Genomic DNA, 14055 nt, shown 5'->3' with positions numbered 1-14055 from the left:
CTGGCTGAGCTTGCTGGCGTCGGCGCTGTAGCCAGCGAGCAGGCCGACCGGGCTGATGATGCTGACCGTGGTCTGGCCGTCATAGAGCGCCTTGCTGGCTTGCTGGCTGACCGATTGCAGGCTGTTGAGGTTGATGTCCACCGACAGCGAGGCGATGACTTTGCCGTTCACCAGCAGCGGGAACACGATGCTGGTCATCAGCACGTTCTGGCCGTCGATCACATAGAAGTAGGGCTCGATCACGCAGGGCTTGAGGGTGCTGCGCGGGCAGGTGAACCAGGCATTGGCCGGCTGGCCGCTGGGGCCGGTGGTGGTGTCGCTCATGTCGCTTTCCGGCAGCGCCATGGAAGTCAGCTTGCCCGGGGTCGGCTGCGACCAGTACAGGGCGAAGCGGCCCTTGTCGTTGCTGCCCAGTTCGCCCTGGCCGCTGAAGAGCTCGTCCTTGCCGTCCAGCGCATTGGCCTCGAACACCAGCGACAGGCCAAGCAGGTCGGGGTTGGCTTGCAATGCGGACTTCACCTGGCGGGTCAGGTCCTCGCGCAGGTCGAAGGCATCGAGGAAGCGCTTCTCGGCCTGTTCGCGCAGGAACAGCACCTGGCGCGAGAAGCCGTGGCCGTATTGATAGGCGTCCATGAATTGCTGGCGGATGCCCAGCGCCTGGACCTCGCCCTGGGCCTCGATGCGGGCCTGGGCGGCTTCGTTGAGCATCTCCATGCTGGAGGCCTTCACCAGTGCGGAGCTGTGCTCCATGCGGTACAGCGAAAGCCCCACCAGCAGGGTCACGATGCCGGCCAGGCAGAGTCCGGCGAGCAAGGTGATTTTCCACTGGATGGAAAGTTGTCTGAGCGACATGGAGGCGTCCTTATTCGATATTTATCTGAGACTTTGCAGCGTATCGGCCGAAGAACGGCCTTCTTTAAACGCTCGTTCGAATTTTCCCTGGGGGCTGGCTCGCTGCGGATTCGCCCCTTGTAGCCGCTGGCGTAGCCTGCGCTCGGGCGCGGAGCGGCCGCCACTCCAGGTGCCTCGGGAGTACCAGGCATACCGCGGCGTCCGCCCTGGCCAGCGCGTTGCGCTGGATCGCAGGCTGCGCCAGCGGCTACAGGAAACGTGTTGGCAGGGGGGCGGGTTTTGACAAGCGTTGCCCGCTGCTGCAAAGTGCGCGCCCTCTAATAAGACCCTCCTTTTTCAATCCGGCGGCGGCAGCCATGCCCTCTGGCCGGACTCATTCCTTTTGCGGCGTTTTCCCGTCGCAGTGCCGTGAGGTAACGATGATTAATGCAGTAATTGCCGCGGTTGGCGTCATGCTGGTCCTCAGCCTGTCCCGCGTGCATGTGGTGATCGCGCTGATCGTAGGCGCGCTGGTGGGAGGGTTGACCGGTGGCCTGGGCATCGAGGCGACCCTCAAGGCCTTCAACAACGGCCTTGGCGGTGGGGCGACGGTGGCCCTGTCCTACGCCTTGCTCGGTGCCTTTGCGGTGGCGATCGCCAAGTCCGGCCTGGCCCACGCCCTGGCGGACAAGATCCTGCTGCTGGTGGACCGCCAGGACGCCAATGGCGGCGGCAACGTCAAATGGCTGCTGATCGGCCTGTTGTGGGGGGTGGCGATCGCTTCGCAGAACATCCTGCCGATCCATATCGCCTTCATCCCGTTGCTGGTGCCGCCACTGTTGTATGTGCTGAGCAAACTGCAACTGGACCGGCGGCTGATCGCCTGCGTCATTACCTTCGGCCTGATCACCCCGTACATGTTCCTGCCGGTGGGGTTCGGCAACATTTTCCTCAACGAGATCCTGCTGGCCAATGTCGCCCGCAGCGGTGTGGACATCAGTAACATCAACGTCACCCACGCCATGGGCATTCCGGCCCTGGGCATGGTCTTCGGCCTGCTGCTGGCCTTTGTCAGCTACCGCAAGAAGCGCGTGTATGACCTGCAGCTGATCGAGAAAGTCGAGCAGGTGACGGTGCAATACAACCCGCGCACGCTGCTGGTGGCGGGCCTGGCGATTGTCGCGGCCTTTGTCATCCAGCTGTTGCTGGATTCGATGATTATCGGCGCGCTGTCCGGCTTCCTGATCTTCTCGGTGTCGGGCATCGTGCGCTGGCGCGAGACCGACGACCTGTTCACCGAAGGCATGAAGATGATGGCGATGATCGGCTTCATCATGATCGCCGCCGCCGGTTTCGCCGAAGTGATGAAGGCCACCGGCGAGGTGCAGAGCCTGGTGCAGGCCTCGGCCAGCTGGATTGGCCACAGCAAGGGCGTCGGCGCCTTGTTGATGCTGCTGGTGGGGCTGTTGGTGACCATGGGCATCGGCTCGTCGTTCTCCACCGTGCCGATCCTGGCGACCATCTTCGTGCCGCTGTGCGTGCAACTGGGCTTCAGCCCGCTGGCGATCGTCTGCATCGTCGGCACCGCCGGCGCCCTGGGCGACGCCGGCTCGCCGGCCTCGGACTCGACCCTGGGCCCGACCTCCGGCCTGAATATCGACGGCCAGCACCACCACATCTGGGACACCGTGGTCCCGACCTTCCTGCACTACAACCTGCCGCTGCTGGCGTTCGGCTGGGTGGCGGCGATGGTGCTCTGAGCCTGCATTGCGAGCAAGCTCGCTACAGAGGCATCAGATATCTGTAGGAGCGAGCTTGCTCGCGAAAATTCTCAAGGGCGCTGCGTGGCCGCAGATTCAGCGCATCGTCCCGCGCGGCTCAACTTTTGTTCCGGCGTGCCGTTAAGGCTGTATCACGCCAACAAAATCAAGAGTGAACCTCCTATGCGCTTAAGTCTGAAGGGCAAAGTCCTGTCCCTCGCGGTCCTCCCGGTGCTGTTGTTTGCGCTGGTGATCAGCCTGACCACGGTCGTCATGCTCAAGGAGCAGGCGCAGAATGAGGTGGACGAGACCCGGCAGCGCCTGCTCGGCGAGGCCAAGACTACACTGCAGAGCTATGTGGCGGTGGCCCTGAGCACCGTCAAGCCGCTCTACGACGCGGCGGCGCCCGGCGATACCGCGACCCGCGCCGAGGTGGTGAAGCTGCTGTCGAACATCACCTACGGCAAGGACGGTTATTTCTTCGGCTACGACTCCGAGACGGTGCGCCTGTTCAAGGGCAACAGCCCGGACGGCGTCGGCAAGAGCTTCAAGGACAACCGCGACCCCAACGGCGTGTACGTCAACCGCGAGTTGGTCAAGGTCGGCAAGGATGGCACGCACTATGTGCAGTACAGCTCGACCCAGCCGGGCAGCGACGTGCTGGTGCCGAAACTGGGGTACACCGAATACCTGCCCAAGTGGGACCTGATCGTCGGTTCCTCGGTGAACCTGGACGGCATCGACGCCCAGGTGGCCGAGGTCGAAGCCAGCGTCAACCAGCGTATGCAGGGCATGGTCCTGAGCATCATCGGCATCGCCGTGGTGGTGCTGCTGGTGATCGCCGCCATCGGCATGCTGGTGGCCAATACCATCCTGCGACCGCTGAACCTGATGAAGCTCAACCTCGACGATATCGCCGCCGGCGAAGGCGACCTGACCCGCCGCCTGGCCATCACCAGCCAGGACGAGCTGGGCGACCTGGCCGGCTCCTTCAACCGCTTCGTCGACAAGATCCACGGCCTGGTGCGGCAGATCACCGAGATGACCGGCCAGCTCACCGGCCTGGTGACCCAGGTGTCCGAACAGGCCCAGCGTTCCGAGCAAGCCATGGAACGCCAGCGCCACGAGACCGATCAGGTGGCCACGGCGATCAATGAGATGTCGTCGGCGGCCCAGGAAGTGGCGCGCAGTGCCCAGGGCGCGGCGGTGGCGGCGCAGCAGACCGACGAGGAAGGCCAGGCGGCCAAGCGCGTGGTAGACGGCAGCATCCAGCAGATTCATGCGCTGGTCAGCGATATCCGCAGCAGCGGCACCTCCCTGGACAGCCTGCAGAAAGACGTGGCGTCGATTGTCAGTGTGCTCGACGTGATCCGTTCCATCGCCGAACAGACCAACCTGCTGGCCCTCAACGCGGCCATCGAGGCGGCGCGGGCCGGTGAAGCCGGGCGTGGCTTCGCGGTGGTGGCCGACGAGGTCAGGGCACTGGCCAGCCGTACCCAGCAGAGCACCCAGGAAATCCAGGGCATGATCGACCGCCTGCAACAGGGCACGCGCACCGCCGTGGAGGCCATGCGCCGCTCCAGCGACGCCGGCGACGGCACCTCGCACCAGGCCAACGAAGCGGGGGCTTCGCTGGATGCCATGGCGCAACTGATCGGCACCATCAACTCGATGAACGCGCAGATCGCCAGCGCCGCGGAAGAACAGACCGCGGTGGCCGAAGAGATCAACCGCAGCGTGCACCAGATTGCCGTGGCGGTGGACAGCGTCGCCGACGAAACCCAGCTCGGCGCCCAGACCTCACGCAGCCTGGCCGACCTCGGCCAGCGCCTGGGCAAGCTGGTGGGGCAGTTCCGTATCTAGGCAGTCATTGCGGGCAACCTCGCGCCTGCGGAGGACAACGACATCCTGCAGGGGCGGCCGGTCGACGCTCGATTGCCCGCGATGGTGTCATCGGCGACGCCACCGCAATCAGGATCACACCGCGCTGTTCGGCGTCACATCGCGCATCAGCAAGGCAAAACGCAGATCCACCGCGTCCGGGATCGGCAGGTACACCGTATGCCCATCCCCCGGCGCGACCTCGATCGGCTCGCCGCCCACGTTCTGCAACTGGTTCAGGTCGAAGTGGAAGTTGCCCTTGGGGGTCATCAGTTCCATATGGTCGCCCAGGGCAAAGCGGTTCTTCACCTTCACTTCCGCCAGCCGGTCCCGGCGTTCGCCGGTGAGTTCGCCGACGAACTGCTGGCGTTCCGATACCGAGCTGCCGTTCAGGTAGTTCTGGTATTCGTCGTGCACGTGGCGGCGCAGGAAACCTTCGGTGTAGCCACGCTGGGCCAGGGACTCCAGGTCGTTCATCAGGCTGCGGTCGAACTCGCGGCCAGCCACCGCGTCGTCGATGGCCCGGCGATAGACCTGGGTGGTACGGGCGCAATAGAAGTGCGACTTGGTGCGGCCCTCGATCTTCAACGAGTGCACGCCCATGCGCGTCAGGCGCTCGACATGCTGCACCGCGCGCAGGTCCTTGGCGTTCATGATGTAGGTGCCGTGCTCGTCCTCGAAGGCCGGCATCGCTTCGTCCGGGCGATTGGCCTCGCGCAGCAGGAACACCTGCCCGGTCGGCGCGCCCAGGCCCAGGGTCGGCTCCGGCTGGAACTGCTGGACGATCTCGCCGAGGATGTTCTGCGTAGCCTCCTGGGCCTGGTATTTCCAGCGGCAGGCATTGGTGCAGGTGCCCTGGTTGGCATCGCGCTTGTTCATGTAGCCCGACAGCAGGCAGCGCCCGGAGTAGGCCATGCACAGGGCGCCGTGGACGAATACCTCGAGTTCCATGCCAGGCACCTGCTGGCGGATTTCCTCGATCTCTTCCAGGGACAGCTCGCGGGACAGGATGATCCGGCTCAAGCCCTGTCGCTGCCAGAACTCGACGCTGGCCCAGTTCACTGTATTGGCCTGCACCGACAGGTGGATCGGCATCTGCGGGAAGTGCCGGCGTACCAGCATGATCAGCCCGGGGTCGGACATGATCAGTGCGTCCGGGGCCATGGCGATCACCGGCTCCAGGTCCTTGAGGAAGGTCTTGAGCTTGGCATTGTGCGGGGCGATGTTGACCACCACGTAGAAGCGCTTGCCCTGGGCCTGGGCCTCGCGAATGCCGAGGGCCAGGTTGGCGTGGTCGAATTCGTTGTTGCGCACCCGCAGGCTGTAGCGCGGCTGGCCGGCGTATACCGCATCGGCGCCATAGGCGAAGGCATAGCGCATGTTTTTCAGGGTGCCGGCGGGGGCGAGCAGTTCAGGGCGGGTCAGGGGCGTCATGGCGATTGTCGATGGCAAAAGGTCGCGAGGGTAGGGCCTGGGCCAACAGACTTCATTGATCTGGATCTATGCTCGATGAATAAAACGGGGACTTGGGCGAACGCCGGCGGACTAAGGTTTCAGGTGCTTTGCGGCGTCCTGGACCTTATTGACAGGGAGCGGACATGAACCAGAACCTCATGCAACACAAAAGCCTGGTGCTTCTGCTGACCCTGGTGACCGTCGCCTTCATCTGGATCCTGCTGCCCTTCTATGGCGCGGTGTTCTGGGCGGTGATTCTCGGCATCCTGTTCGACCCGCTGCAACGGCGCCTGCTAATCAAGTTCGGTTGGCCACGCAACCTGACGGCCTTTTGTACCCTGAGCATCTGCCTGGTGTGCGCCATTCTGCCGGTAGCCGTCATCAGCACCCTGTTGGTGCAGGAGGGTGCCAACCTCTACCAAAGCATCGAAAGCGGCGAGTTGGATATCGCCGGTCAGCTGGACCGGTTCAAGCACAGCCTGCCGCCGTACTTCCAGCAACTGCTGGACCGCTTCGGCCTGGGGGAGCTGGAGAGCTTGCGCGAGAAGATCGTCAAGGCTGCGCTGCAAGGCAGCCAGTTCTTCGCCACCCAGGCTTTCAGCGTCGGCCAGGGCACCTTCAAGTTCGTGGTGAGCTTTTTCGTGATGCTGTACCTGTTGTTCTTCTTTTTGCGCGATGGCGCCGAACTGGTACGCAAGGTGCGCATCGCGGTGCCGTTGGCCGATTACCAGAAGCGCCGGCTGCAGCTCAAGTTCAATCGGGTGGTGCGGGCCACGGTGAAGGGCAACGTGCTGGTGGCGGTCAGCCAGGGGCTGCTGGGCGGGCTGATTTTCTGGTTTCTGGAGATTCCCAGCCCGCTGCTGTGGGCGGTCCTGATGACCTTGCTGTCGTTGTTGCCAGCGGTGGGAGCGGGGATCGTCTGGGGGCCGGTGGCCCTGTATTTCCTGTTCAGCGGGGCGATCTGGCAAGGCGTGCTGCTGGGCTTGTACGGGGTGTTCGTGATCGGCCTGGTGGACAACGTGTTGCGCCCGATCCTGGTGGGCAAGGACACCAGGATGCCGGATTACCTGATTCTGATTTCGACCCTGGGGGGCCTGGCGATCTTCGGCCTGAACGGCTTTGTCATCGGACCCTTGATCGCCGCGCTGTTCATCTCGTGCTGGGACCTGTTCGTCGATACCCGGCCACAGCTGCCGTTGCCTTAGGCATGCAGGACGCGCTGCTCGATCTTTTGCGACAGGGCCTGGGCGGCGGTCAGCGAAGTGAGCGGGCCGCTGACCGGCTCGCCGTCGCGCACCAGGTACCAACACGCCAGCAACCCCAGCTCCCTGAGCGAGGTGGGAACGGCGCTACCGATAACGGACATGATCTGAACCTTGGGCATAAGTACCTCCATCAATCGATGGGGCTACCTTACGGACCGAGAGGTTCTACGAAAAATCACCGCGCTCGATAGTGGACATCGATACCGGCGAAAAAGCGCCAACCCGCTCAGTCGACGACCTGATCGAGCATGTAGACCACTTCCGGGTCGTGCAGCAGGCCCTTGCGCACCAGGTGCTCGGCCAGCAAGGCCAGGAACTTGGCGCTGCGGTGGCCTTCCAGGTGCTTGAGTTCGGTCAGGGCGCTGTACACCTTGCTCGCGGTGCCCAGGGTGGGGGAGTGATGGGGGTTCTGTGTCGGCATGGGCGTCGTCCTTGTTGTTATGGGGCTGTTTTGTGGACAGATCCGATCTTGCGGACCTGGCATGACATAAATATGACAGCCGTGGGCTCGTACATACGGGCTGTCTTTGGCAACACTATTGCCGGATTGAATCGCAAAAGCTGTTCCGGCTGCGACCTCTGCAAGATTTATTCAGACGTTTCAGGGCTGTTTCAAACGCAACAGGCCCCACTTGCAAAAGCGGGGCCTGTCGGTGGCTGTCTGGCTTACCAACGGCCAGGGCCGTAATAGTAGTGGCGAGGCGGGCCGTAATAGCCACGAGGCGGGCCGTAGTACACCGGGGCCGGACGGTAATAGACCGGCGGGCCTTCCACGTACACCGGTTGTGGCTGGTAGTAGACCGGCGGCGCGGCGTAGACCGGTTGCGGCTGAACGTAGACCGGCTGTTGCACGTAGACCGGGCGGCTATGGCTGGCGATCACCGAACCCACCACCGCTGCGCCGACCACCGCACCGACTACCGCCGGGCCACCCCAACCACCGCCACCGTGGGCGGACGCTTGACCGGCGACAGCAAGTGCACCAATGAGCAAGGCGATCTTGGGGACTTTACGCATCATGGCTATTCCTCGGTTCCGACCCCAGCGCTCGGTCTGCAATAGACGCGAGAACTGTCGCGGGGATACTTCTAAGACAGCTTTTTTCTGAAAAACTGCACAGCCGCCGGGTAAATTTTGTGTAAGGTCTGTACCGGCTTCTTTACCCTCGTCCATGGGCGGCAGGCCCGTCTTTCAGGCACTGTCGATATGATCGGGCAGAACCCGATGACGGGCTAATCCCGTCTATCCGAAAGTGCGTTCCAAGGAGATCAACATGCAGATGAACCCCAACAAAGACACCCAGTTGTGTATGTCGCTGTCAGGGCGTCCGGGGAATTTCGGCTTGCGCTTTCACAATCATTTGTATGAACAGCTGGGCTTGAACTTCTACTACAAGGCGTTCAGCAGCCAGGACCTGCCGGGCGCCGTCGGCGGGATCCGCGCCCTGGGCATTCGCGGCTGTGGCGTGTCCATGCCGTTCAAGGAGGCCTGCATTGCCCTGGTGGACGAACTGGACGCCTCGGCCAGCGCGATCCAGTCGATCAACACCATCGTCAATACCAACGGCCACCTCAAGGCCTACAACACCGATTACATTGCCGTCGCCCAGTTGCTCGACAGCCACCGGATCCCCAAGGACACCCGCTTTGCCCTGCGCGGCAGCGGCGGCATGGCCAAGGCGGTGGCCAGTGCCTTGCGCGATGGTGGCTACCACGATGGCGTGATAGTTGCCCGCGATGCACAAGCCGGGCAGGCCCTCGCCGATTCCCTGGGCTATGCCTGGCAGGCGGAGCTGGGCGAGTTGCGCCCGCAGATGCTGATCAACGTCACTCCGATCGGCATGAGTGGCGGGCCCGAGGCCGACCAACTGGCGTTCCCGGTCGAGGCGATCCAGGCCGCGCGCACGGTGTTCGACGTGGTGGCGGTGCCGGCGGAAACCCCGCTGATCCTGCGCGCCCGGATGGAGGGCAAGCAGGTGATCACCGGCCTGGAAGTGATCGCCATCCAGGCCCTGGAGCAATTCGTGCTGTACACCGGCGTGCGCCCCAGCACCGAGCAATTCCAGCGGGCGGTGGCCTTCGCCCGGGCCTGATCGGCGGGTGGAACGGGGCAGGTCGGTGGGGCGCGGAACCCTGCCTATACTGATCGCCAGCAAGCCAAGACTTGCCCCTGTTCCACGCCACCGTGATCGAGGACCGTCATGTCACCTGCCATTCTCAATCTGGATCAGGCGGACCTTCAGCCGCTGCCTGAAGCCCTGGCCCCCACCGGCGACACCGCCGGCCGTTATGTCCAACGCATCGCCCGTATCGGCCAGCAACTGGGCGCACAGAAGCTCGGCTACCGGCTGATTGCCCTGGGCCCGGGGATGCGCGCCAGCCCCTTCCATAACCATCGCGTCAACGAAGAGATGTTCTACATCGTGGCCGGCAAGGGCGAGATCCGCCTCGGCGCCGAGCGTTTTGCCATCCGCGCCGGCGATGTGATTGCCTGCCCGCCGGGCGACATGGACACCGCGCACCAGATCATCAACACCAGCCAGGGCGAGCTGCGCTACCTGGCGATCAGCACCCAGGAGGCGCCGGATATCTGCGAGTACCCGGATTCCGGTAAATATGTGGTGATGAAGGACTTCAAGATCGACGATCAGGGCAATGCCTCGGGGTTCGTCGCCGTGGCGCGGCATGCGGACGGGGTGGGTTACTGGGACGGGGAGTAGGGGCTTTTGTGGCCTTCGAGACATTGCACCGACTGCGGCAGCGGCTACCAGGCGCTGCCGCAGGGGCGGGGGCATCAGCCTTCGAGTTTCGCCAGGCGCTCTTCGAGGGCGGCGATGCGCGCTTCCAGCTCTTCGATGCGCTCCGCCGATACGCCGCTGCCTGAACTGCGTTCCACCGGGTTCTGCCGGGCGGCGAGGATCGCCTCGATATCCGCCGGGTCTCCCAGGGCATGCATGTAGCGATCTTCGCGCTGGCCGGCCTGGCGCGGAATCAGCAACGCCAGGCCGCGGGCGATCAGGCGCTCCAGTTGATGCACCACCTGTTCGCTGTCTTCAAAGTCGTGCATGCGGCTGCTGCGGGTCAGCAGCTCGTTGACCGTCTGTGGGCCACGCAAGAACAGCAGGCCGGCCAGTGCCACCTGCGCCGGCACCAGTTCCAGCGCCTTGTCCAGGCGATGCTCCCAGCGGTCGGCGCGGCTGCCCATCACCAGGCGGGCGAATCCACTGTTTTCCAGGGCGCGCAGGCTCTGGCCGACCTGGCCCTGGGTGAGGTTCATCACCGGTTCGCGGCTGGTTTTCTGGTTGCAGGCGATGACCAGGGCATTGAGGGTCAGCGGATAGGTTTCCGGGCTGGTTGCCTGCTTCTCGATCAGCGACCCGAGAATGCGCAGTTCGGTGCTGGTCAGTTGCAATTGCTCGCTGGAGGTTTCTTGCTCGATGCTCATCGCCCTTTCCCTATGCTGTCGAAGGCGACTAGCCTAATCCTTGCTGGATAAAAGACAAGCCGCCGGCGAGGCTCAGGCAGGTCTATAATCGCGCCACCTTTATTTCCGCTTTTTTTCCGTCAGCCTGTCGAGATCGCCATGACCATTTCCCTGTACGCCGCCTCCGTTCCTGTCTTCAAGCAAATGCTCAACGCCCTGAGCGATGTCCTGAACAAGGCCGAAGCCCACGCCACGGCGAAGAACATCGACCCGAATGCCTTCCTGCAGGCCCGCCTGTACCCGGACATGTTCCCGCTGACCCGCCAGGTACAGATCGCCGTCGATTTCGCCAAGGGCGTTTCCGCCCGCCTGGCCGAAGTCGAAGTGCCGAAGTACGACGACACTGAAACCACCTTTGCCGAGCTGCAGGCGCTGCTGGCCAAGGTCCTGGCCTTTATCGACGGCATCCAGCCGGCGCAGATCGATGGCAAGGAAGGCATCGAGATCGTTACTCGTCCGGGCACCCCGAAAGAGAAGCGCTTCAGCGGCCAGTCCTACCTGCTGACCTACGGTTTGCCGCAGTTCTTCTTCCATGTCACCACCACCTACGCGATCCTGCGCCACAACGGCGTGGAAATCGGCAAGCGCGACTACATGGGCGCTTTCTGAAATAGCCGCCTTCTGATGTAGCTGGGTGTCAAGCCCATGAAAAAGCCCGGCAAGGTGGGAGCCTTGCCGGGCTTTTTAGTGCGCGCTGTTCGTGCCGTCTCAGGCGACCTGGCGGACCTTCTCTTCCTGGGCCATGCACGCGGCGGCGGTGAAGATCACATCGGTGGAGGAGTTCAGCGCGGTTTCCGCCGAGTCCTGCAGCACGCCGATGATGAAGCCGACGGCGACCACCTGCATGGCAATCTCGCTGGGGATGCCGAACAGGCTGCAGGCCAGCGGAATCAACAGCAGCGAACCGCCGGCGACGCCGGAGGCACCGCAGGCACAGATGGCGGCGACCACGCTGAGCAGCACGGCGGTGGGCAGGTCGACGGCGATACCCAGGGTATGCACGGCGGCCAGGGTCAGCACGGTGATGGTGATGGCGGCGCCGGCCATGTTGATGGTGGCCCCCAGTGGGATCGACACCGAATAGGTATCTTCATGCAGGCCCAGGCGCTTGCTCAGCTCCAGGTTGACCGGAATGTTGGCCGCCGAACTGCGGGTGAAGAACGCGGTGATGCCGCTTTCGCGCAGGCACATGAGCACCAGCGGGAACGGGTTGCGGCGGATCTTCCAGAACACGATCAGCGGGTTCATCACCAGCGCGACGAACAGCATGCAGCCGATCAGCACCGCCAGCAGGTGCGCATAACCGAGCAGGGCGCCGAAGCCCGAGGTGGCCAGGGTCGAGGCCACCAGGCCGAAGATACCCAGCGGGGCGAAACGGATCACCACTCGGACGATCAGGGTCACGCCATTGGACAGGTCGTCCAGCACGGCGCGGGTGGTGGGCGCTGCGTGGCGGATGGCCACGCCCATGCCGATGGCCCAGGCCAGGATGCCGATGAAGTTGGCGTTCATCAGCGCGCTGACTGGGTTGTCCACCACGCTCAGCAGCAGGCTTTGCAGGACTTCGCTGATGCCGCCGGGCGCGGAGATGGCGACGTCATGGGTACTCAGCACCAGGGAGGAGGGGAACAGGCTGCTGGCGACCACCGCGACCACCGCTGCGGCAAAAGTGCCCAGCAGGTAGAGCCAGAGGATCGGGCGGATATGGGTTTCCTGGCCGTGCTTGTGGTTGGCGATGGAGGCCATCACCAGCACGAACACCAGGATCGGCGCGACGGCTTTCAGCGCCGAGACAAAGACCTTGCCGATAAAAGCGGTGGATTTCGCCAGTTCGGGGGCCAGCAGCGCCAGGGCGATACCGGCGATCAGGCCGATGACGATCTGCGTGACCAGGCTGGTGCGTTTGAGTGTTTCCAGGAGCGACGGGGGCGAAGCAGTCATAGCGGTATCTCTGATTTTTTTAATATGCCGTGCGTCAACGGGGGACGCCGTGCTGATGAGTTGCTGGAGGTACGGGGTGTTGCGGCAGGGGGCGGACTTTATCACACAGGGTTCGCCCACGGATGTGACGATCTGCCACCTGAGCCCTCTAGAGTAGCCTGCGGTTTTTTTGCCGCTACCCCGGACACGCGCGGAAACATTCTGTTAGGATTCGCCATCCTCTTCTCATCTCCAGTCAGCGGGCCCCCAGGCCATCGCTGATGTCGTCGTTTCCGGAGTTTTCCATGCTGTTGCCCATTCTGCTGTTGTCAGCCGCCGGTTTTACCGTGCTGACGACGGAGTTCATCATTGTCGGCCTGCTGCCTTCGATTGCCCGGGATCTTGCGGTCAGCGTGCCGCAGGCCGGCCTGCTGGTGACCTTGTTCGCCTTCACCGTGGCGGCATTCGGGCCGTTCCTGACGGCCTATTGCGCCCGTTTCCAGCGCAAGCGCTTGTTCATTTCGGTGCTGGTGATGTTCGGCCTGGCCAACACCCTGGCGGCGCTGGCACCGAATATCTGGGTGATGGCGGTGGCTCGCTTGATTCCAGCGTTGGGGCTGCCGGTGTTCTGGGCCCTGGCCAGCGAAACCGCGGTGGATATCGTCGGCCCCGATTATGCCGGGCGAGCCATCGCCAAGATCGGCTTCGGTATCGTTTGCGCCACGGTGTTCGGCATTCCAGTGGGTACGCTGATTTCCGATGCCTTCGGTTGGCGCAGCGCGTTCGGCATCCTGGCGCTGGTGGCCTTTGCCAAGGCGTTGCTGCTGTATGTCTACCTGCCGCAGACCCGCGTGCACAACGAGCAGGCCAGCCTGCGTGCGCAGTTCGGCATCCTGCGCAGCCCCTTGATGCAGGGGCATGTGCTGCTGTCGATCCTGGTGTTCAGCGGCATGTTCACCGCCTACACCTACCTGGCGGACATCCTTGAGCGCCTGGCCGGCTTCAACGGCACGTTGGTCGGCTGGTGCCTGATGGGCTTCGGCGCGGTAGGGCTGATCGGCAACTCGCTGGGTGGCCGTGCGGTGGACCGTCATCCGTTGCTGGCGTCCATGGGCTTCTGCGCCTTGATGATCGGCGGCATGGTGGCGTTGGTGCCGAGCATTCACTCGCCGCTGGGCCTGGCCGCGGCCATGGGTATCTGGGGCGTGACCCAGGCGGCGCTGTTCCTGGTCAGCCATGTCCGCCTGATCAAGGCCGCGCCCCAGGCGCCGGCGTTTGCCGCGTCGTTGAACATCGCCGGGGCCAATCTGGGGATCGGCCTGGGCGCGATGGTCGGCGGCCGGGTAATCGACACCCTGGGGCTGGGCAGCCTGGGGTTTGCCGCCGCCGGTTTTATCCTGGTGTCGATCCTGCTGGCCCTGCTGTTGATGACCCTCAAGCCGCAGGCCAGTTGCGCCTGA

General features: G+C 63.7%; 13 protein-coding genes. 7 read left to right on the top strand and 6 right to left on the bottom strand.

Annotated elements, in window-relative coordinates; all coding sequences use genetic code 11:
• Positions 1-1274 precede the first annotated feature (1274 nt).
• Positions 1275-2591 (top strand): Na+/H+ antiporter family protein, encoded by a 1317-nt coding sequence (locus IF690_RS19375; RefSeq protein ID WP_202701633.1) that lies wholly within the window; start codon positions 1275-1277, stop codon positions 2589-2591.
• A gap of 183 nt (positions 2592-2774) precedes the next feature.
• Positions 2775-4454, top strand: a complete 1680-nt coding sequence (gene ctpM, locus IF690_RS19370; RefSeq protein ID WP_202696972.1) for a methyl-accepting chemotaxis protein CtpM — start codon at positions 2775-2777, stop codon at positions 4452-4454.
• Between the two features lie 114 nt (positions 4455-4568).
• Here ctpM and trhP read toward each other — a convergent pair whose 3' ends face one another.
• Positions 4569-5906: a prephenate-dependent tRNA uridine(34) hydroxylase TrhP gene (gene trhP / locus IF690_RS19365; protein ID WP_202696971.1), complete on the bottom strand. Its 1338-nt coding sequence runs from the start codon at positions 5904-5906 to the stop codon at positions 4569-4571.
• Between the two features lie 164 nt (positions 5907-6070).
• Here trhP and IF690_RS19360 point away from each other — a divergent pair, with 164 nt between their 5' ends.
• Positions 6071-7132, top strand: a complete 1062-nt coding sequence (locus IF690_RS19360) for an AI-2E family transporter (protein ID WP_202696970.1) — start codon at positions 6071-6073, stop codon at positions 7130-7132.
• On the opposite strand, the gene IF690_RS19355 is transcribed toward IF690_RS19360, so the two are convergent.
• The 3 genes from IF690_RS19355 to IF690_RS19345 all read right to left on the bottom strand — a co-directional run bounded on the left by IF690_RS19355 (position 7129) and on the right by IF690_RS19345 (position 8212).
• Positions 7129-7311, bottom strand: a complete 183-nt coding sequence (locus IF690_RS19355; RefSeq protein WP_007927236.1) for a hypothetical protein — start codon at positions 7309-7311, stop codon at positions 7129-7131. The genes IF690_RS19360 and IF690_RS19355 overlap by 4 nt on opposite strands.
• A 107-nt stretch (positions 7312-7418) precedes the next feature.
• A complete protein-coding gene (locus IF690_RS19350; protein WP_007927235.1) occupies positions 7419-7613 on the bottom strand; it encodes a hypothetical protein in 195 nt (64 codons plus the stop codon).
• A 245-nt stretch (positions 7614-7858) separates the two neighbouring features.
• Positions 7859-8212 carry a hypothetical protein gene (locus IF690_RS19345; protein WP_202696969.1) on the bottom strand — a complete coding sequence of 118 codons (354 nt, stop codon included), beginning with the start codon at positions 8210-8212 and terminating at the stop codon, positions 7859-7861.
• Between the two features lie 253 nt (positions 8213-8465).
• Between IF690_RS19345 and IF690_RS19340 the strand changes: the two genes are divergently transcribed.
• Positions 8466-9284: a shikimate 5-dehydrogenase gene (locus tag IF690_RS19340; protein WP_202696968.1), complete on the top strand. Its 819-nt coding sequence runs from the start codon at positions 8466-8468 to the stop codon at positions 9282-9284.
• Positions 9285-9392: 108 nt separating this feature from the next.
• Complete coding sequence (locus IF690_RS19335; protein WP_202696967.1) at positions 9393-9911, top strand: cupin domain-containing protein; 519 nt, start codon at positions 9393-9395, stop codon at positions 9909-9911.
• Between the two features lie 74 nt (positions 9912-9985).
• Here the strand turns inward: IF690_RS19335 and IF690_RS19330 are convergent, their stop codons facing one another.
• Positions 9986-10636, bottom strand: coding sequence for a YceH family protein (locus IF690_RS19330; protein ID WP_202696966.1), 651 nt, complete (start codon positions 10634-10636; stop codon positions 9986-9988).
• Positions 10637-10774: 138 nt separating this feature from the next.
• On the opposite strand from IF690_RS19330, the gene IF690_RS19325 reads away from it, so the two are divergent.
• The gene (locus IF690_RS19325) at positions 10775-11284 is read left to right on the top strand and encodes a DUF1993 domain-containing protein (protein ID WP_202696965.1); all 510 of its coding nucleotides are present in this window, start codon (positions 10775-10777) and stop codon (positions 11282-11284) included.
• A 99-nt stretch (positions 11285-11383) separates the two neighbouring features.
• Here IF690_RS19325 and sstT read toward each other — a convergent pair whose 3' ends face one another.
• Positions 11384-12616 carry a serine/threonine transporter SstT gene (gene sstT / locus IF690_RS19320; RefSeq protein ID WP_202696964.1) on the bottom strand — a complete coding sequence of 411 codons (1233 nt, stop codon included), beginning with the start codon at positions 12614-12616 and terminating at the stop codon, positions 11384-11386.
• 284 nt (positions 12617-12900) lie between these two features.
• Here sstT and IF690_RS19315 point away from each other — a divergent pair, with 284 nt between their 5' ends.
• A complete protein-coding gene (locus IF690_RS19315; RefSeq protein ID WP_202696963.1) occupies positions 12901-14055 on the top strand; it encodes an MFS transporter in 1155 nt (384 codons plus the stop codon).

The sequence above is a fragment of the Pseudomonas sp. SK3(2021) genome, from assembly GCF_016772375.1.
Taxonomy (GTDB): domain Bacteria; phylum Pseudomonadota; class Gammaproteobacteria; order Pseudomonadales; family Pseudomonadaceae; genus Aquipseudomonas; species Aquipseudomonas chlororaphis_I.
This window is presented reverse-complemented; position numbering and strand designations above follow the sequence as displayed.

What these genes read in the sequence shown, in the direction of transcription:
- ctpM (WP_202696972.1), top strand. Translation starts at nt 2,775, where the DNA reads ATGCGCTTAAGTCTGAAGGGCAAAGTCCTGTCCCTCGCGGTCCTCCCG.
- IF690_RS19315 (WP_202696963.1), top strand. Translation starts at nt 12,901, where the DNA reads ATGCTGTTGCCCATTCTGCTGTTGTCAGCCGCCGGTTTTACCGTGCTG.
- IF690_RS19345 (WP_202696969.1), bottom strand. Translation starts at nt 8,212, where the DNA reads ATGATGCGTAAAGTCCCCAAGATCGCCTTGCTCATTGGTGCACTTGCT.
- IF690_RS19325 (WP_202696965.1), top strand. Translation starts at nt 10,775, where the DNA reads ATGACCATTTCCCTGTACGCCGCCTCCGTTCCTGTCTTCAAGCAAATG.
- sstT (WP_202696964.1), bottom strand. Translation starts at nt 12,616, where the DNA reads ATGACTGCTTCGCCCCCGTCGCTCCTGGAAACACTCAAACGCACCAGC.
- IF690_RS19360 (WP_202696970.1), top strand. Translation starts at nt 6,071, where the DNA reads ATGAACCAGAACCTCATGCAACACAAAAGCCTGGTGCTTCTGCTGACC.
- IF690_RS19350 (WP_007927235.1), bottom strand. Translation starts at nt 7,613, where the DNA reads ATGCCGACACAGAACCCCCATCACTCCCCCACCCTGGGCACCGCGAGC.
- IF690_RS19330 (WP_202696966.1), bottom strand. Translation starts at nt 10,636, where the DNA reads ATGAGCATCGAGCAAGAAACCTCCAGCGAGCAATTGCAACTGACCAGC.
- IF690_RS19355 (WP_007927236.1), bottom strand. Translation starts at nt 7,311, where the DNA reads ATGCCCAAGGTTCAGATCATGTCCGTTATCGGTAGCGCCGTTCCCACC.
- trhP (WP_202696971.1), bottom strand. Translation starts at nt 5,906, where the DNA reads ATGACGCCCCTGACCCGCCCTGAACTGCTCGCCCCCGCCGGCACCCTG.
- IF690_RS19335 (WP_202696967.1), top strand. Translation starts at nt 9,393, where the DNA reads ATGTCACCTGCCATTCTCAATCTGGATCAGGCGGACCTTCAGCCGCTG.
- IF690_RS19340 (WP_202696968.1), top strand. Translation starts at nt 8,466, where the DNA reads ATGCAGATGAACCCCAACAAAGACACCCAGTTGTGTATGTCGCTGTCA.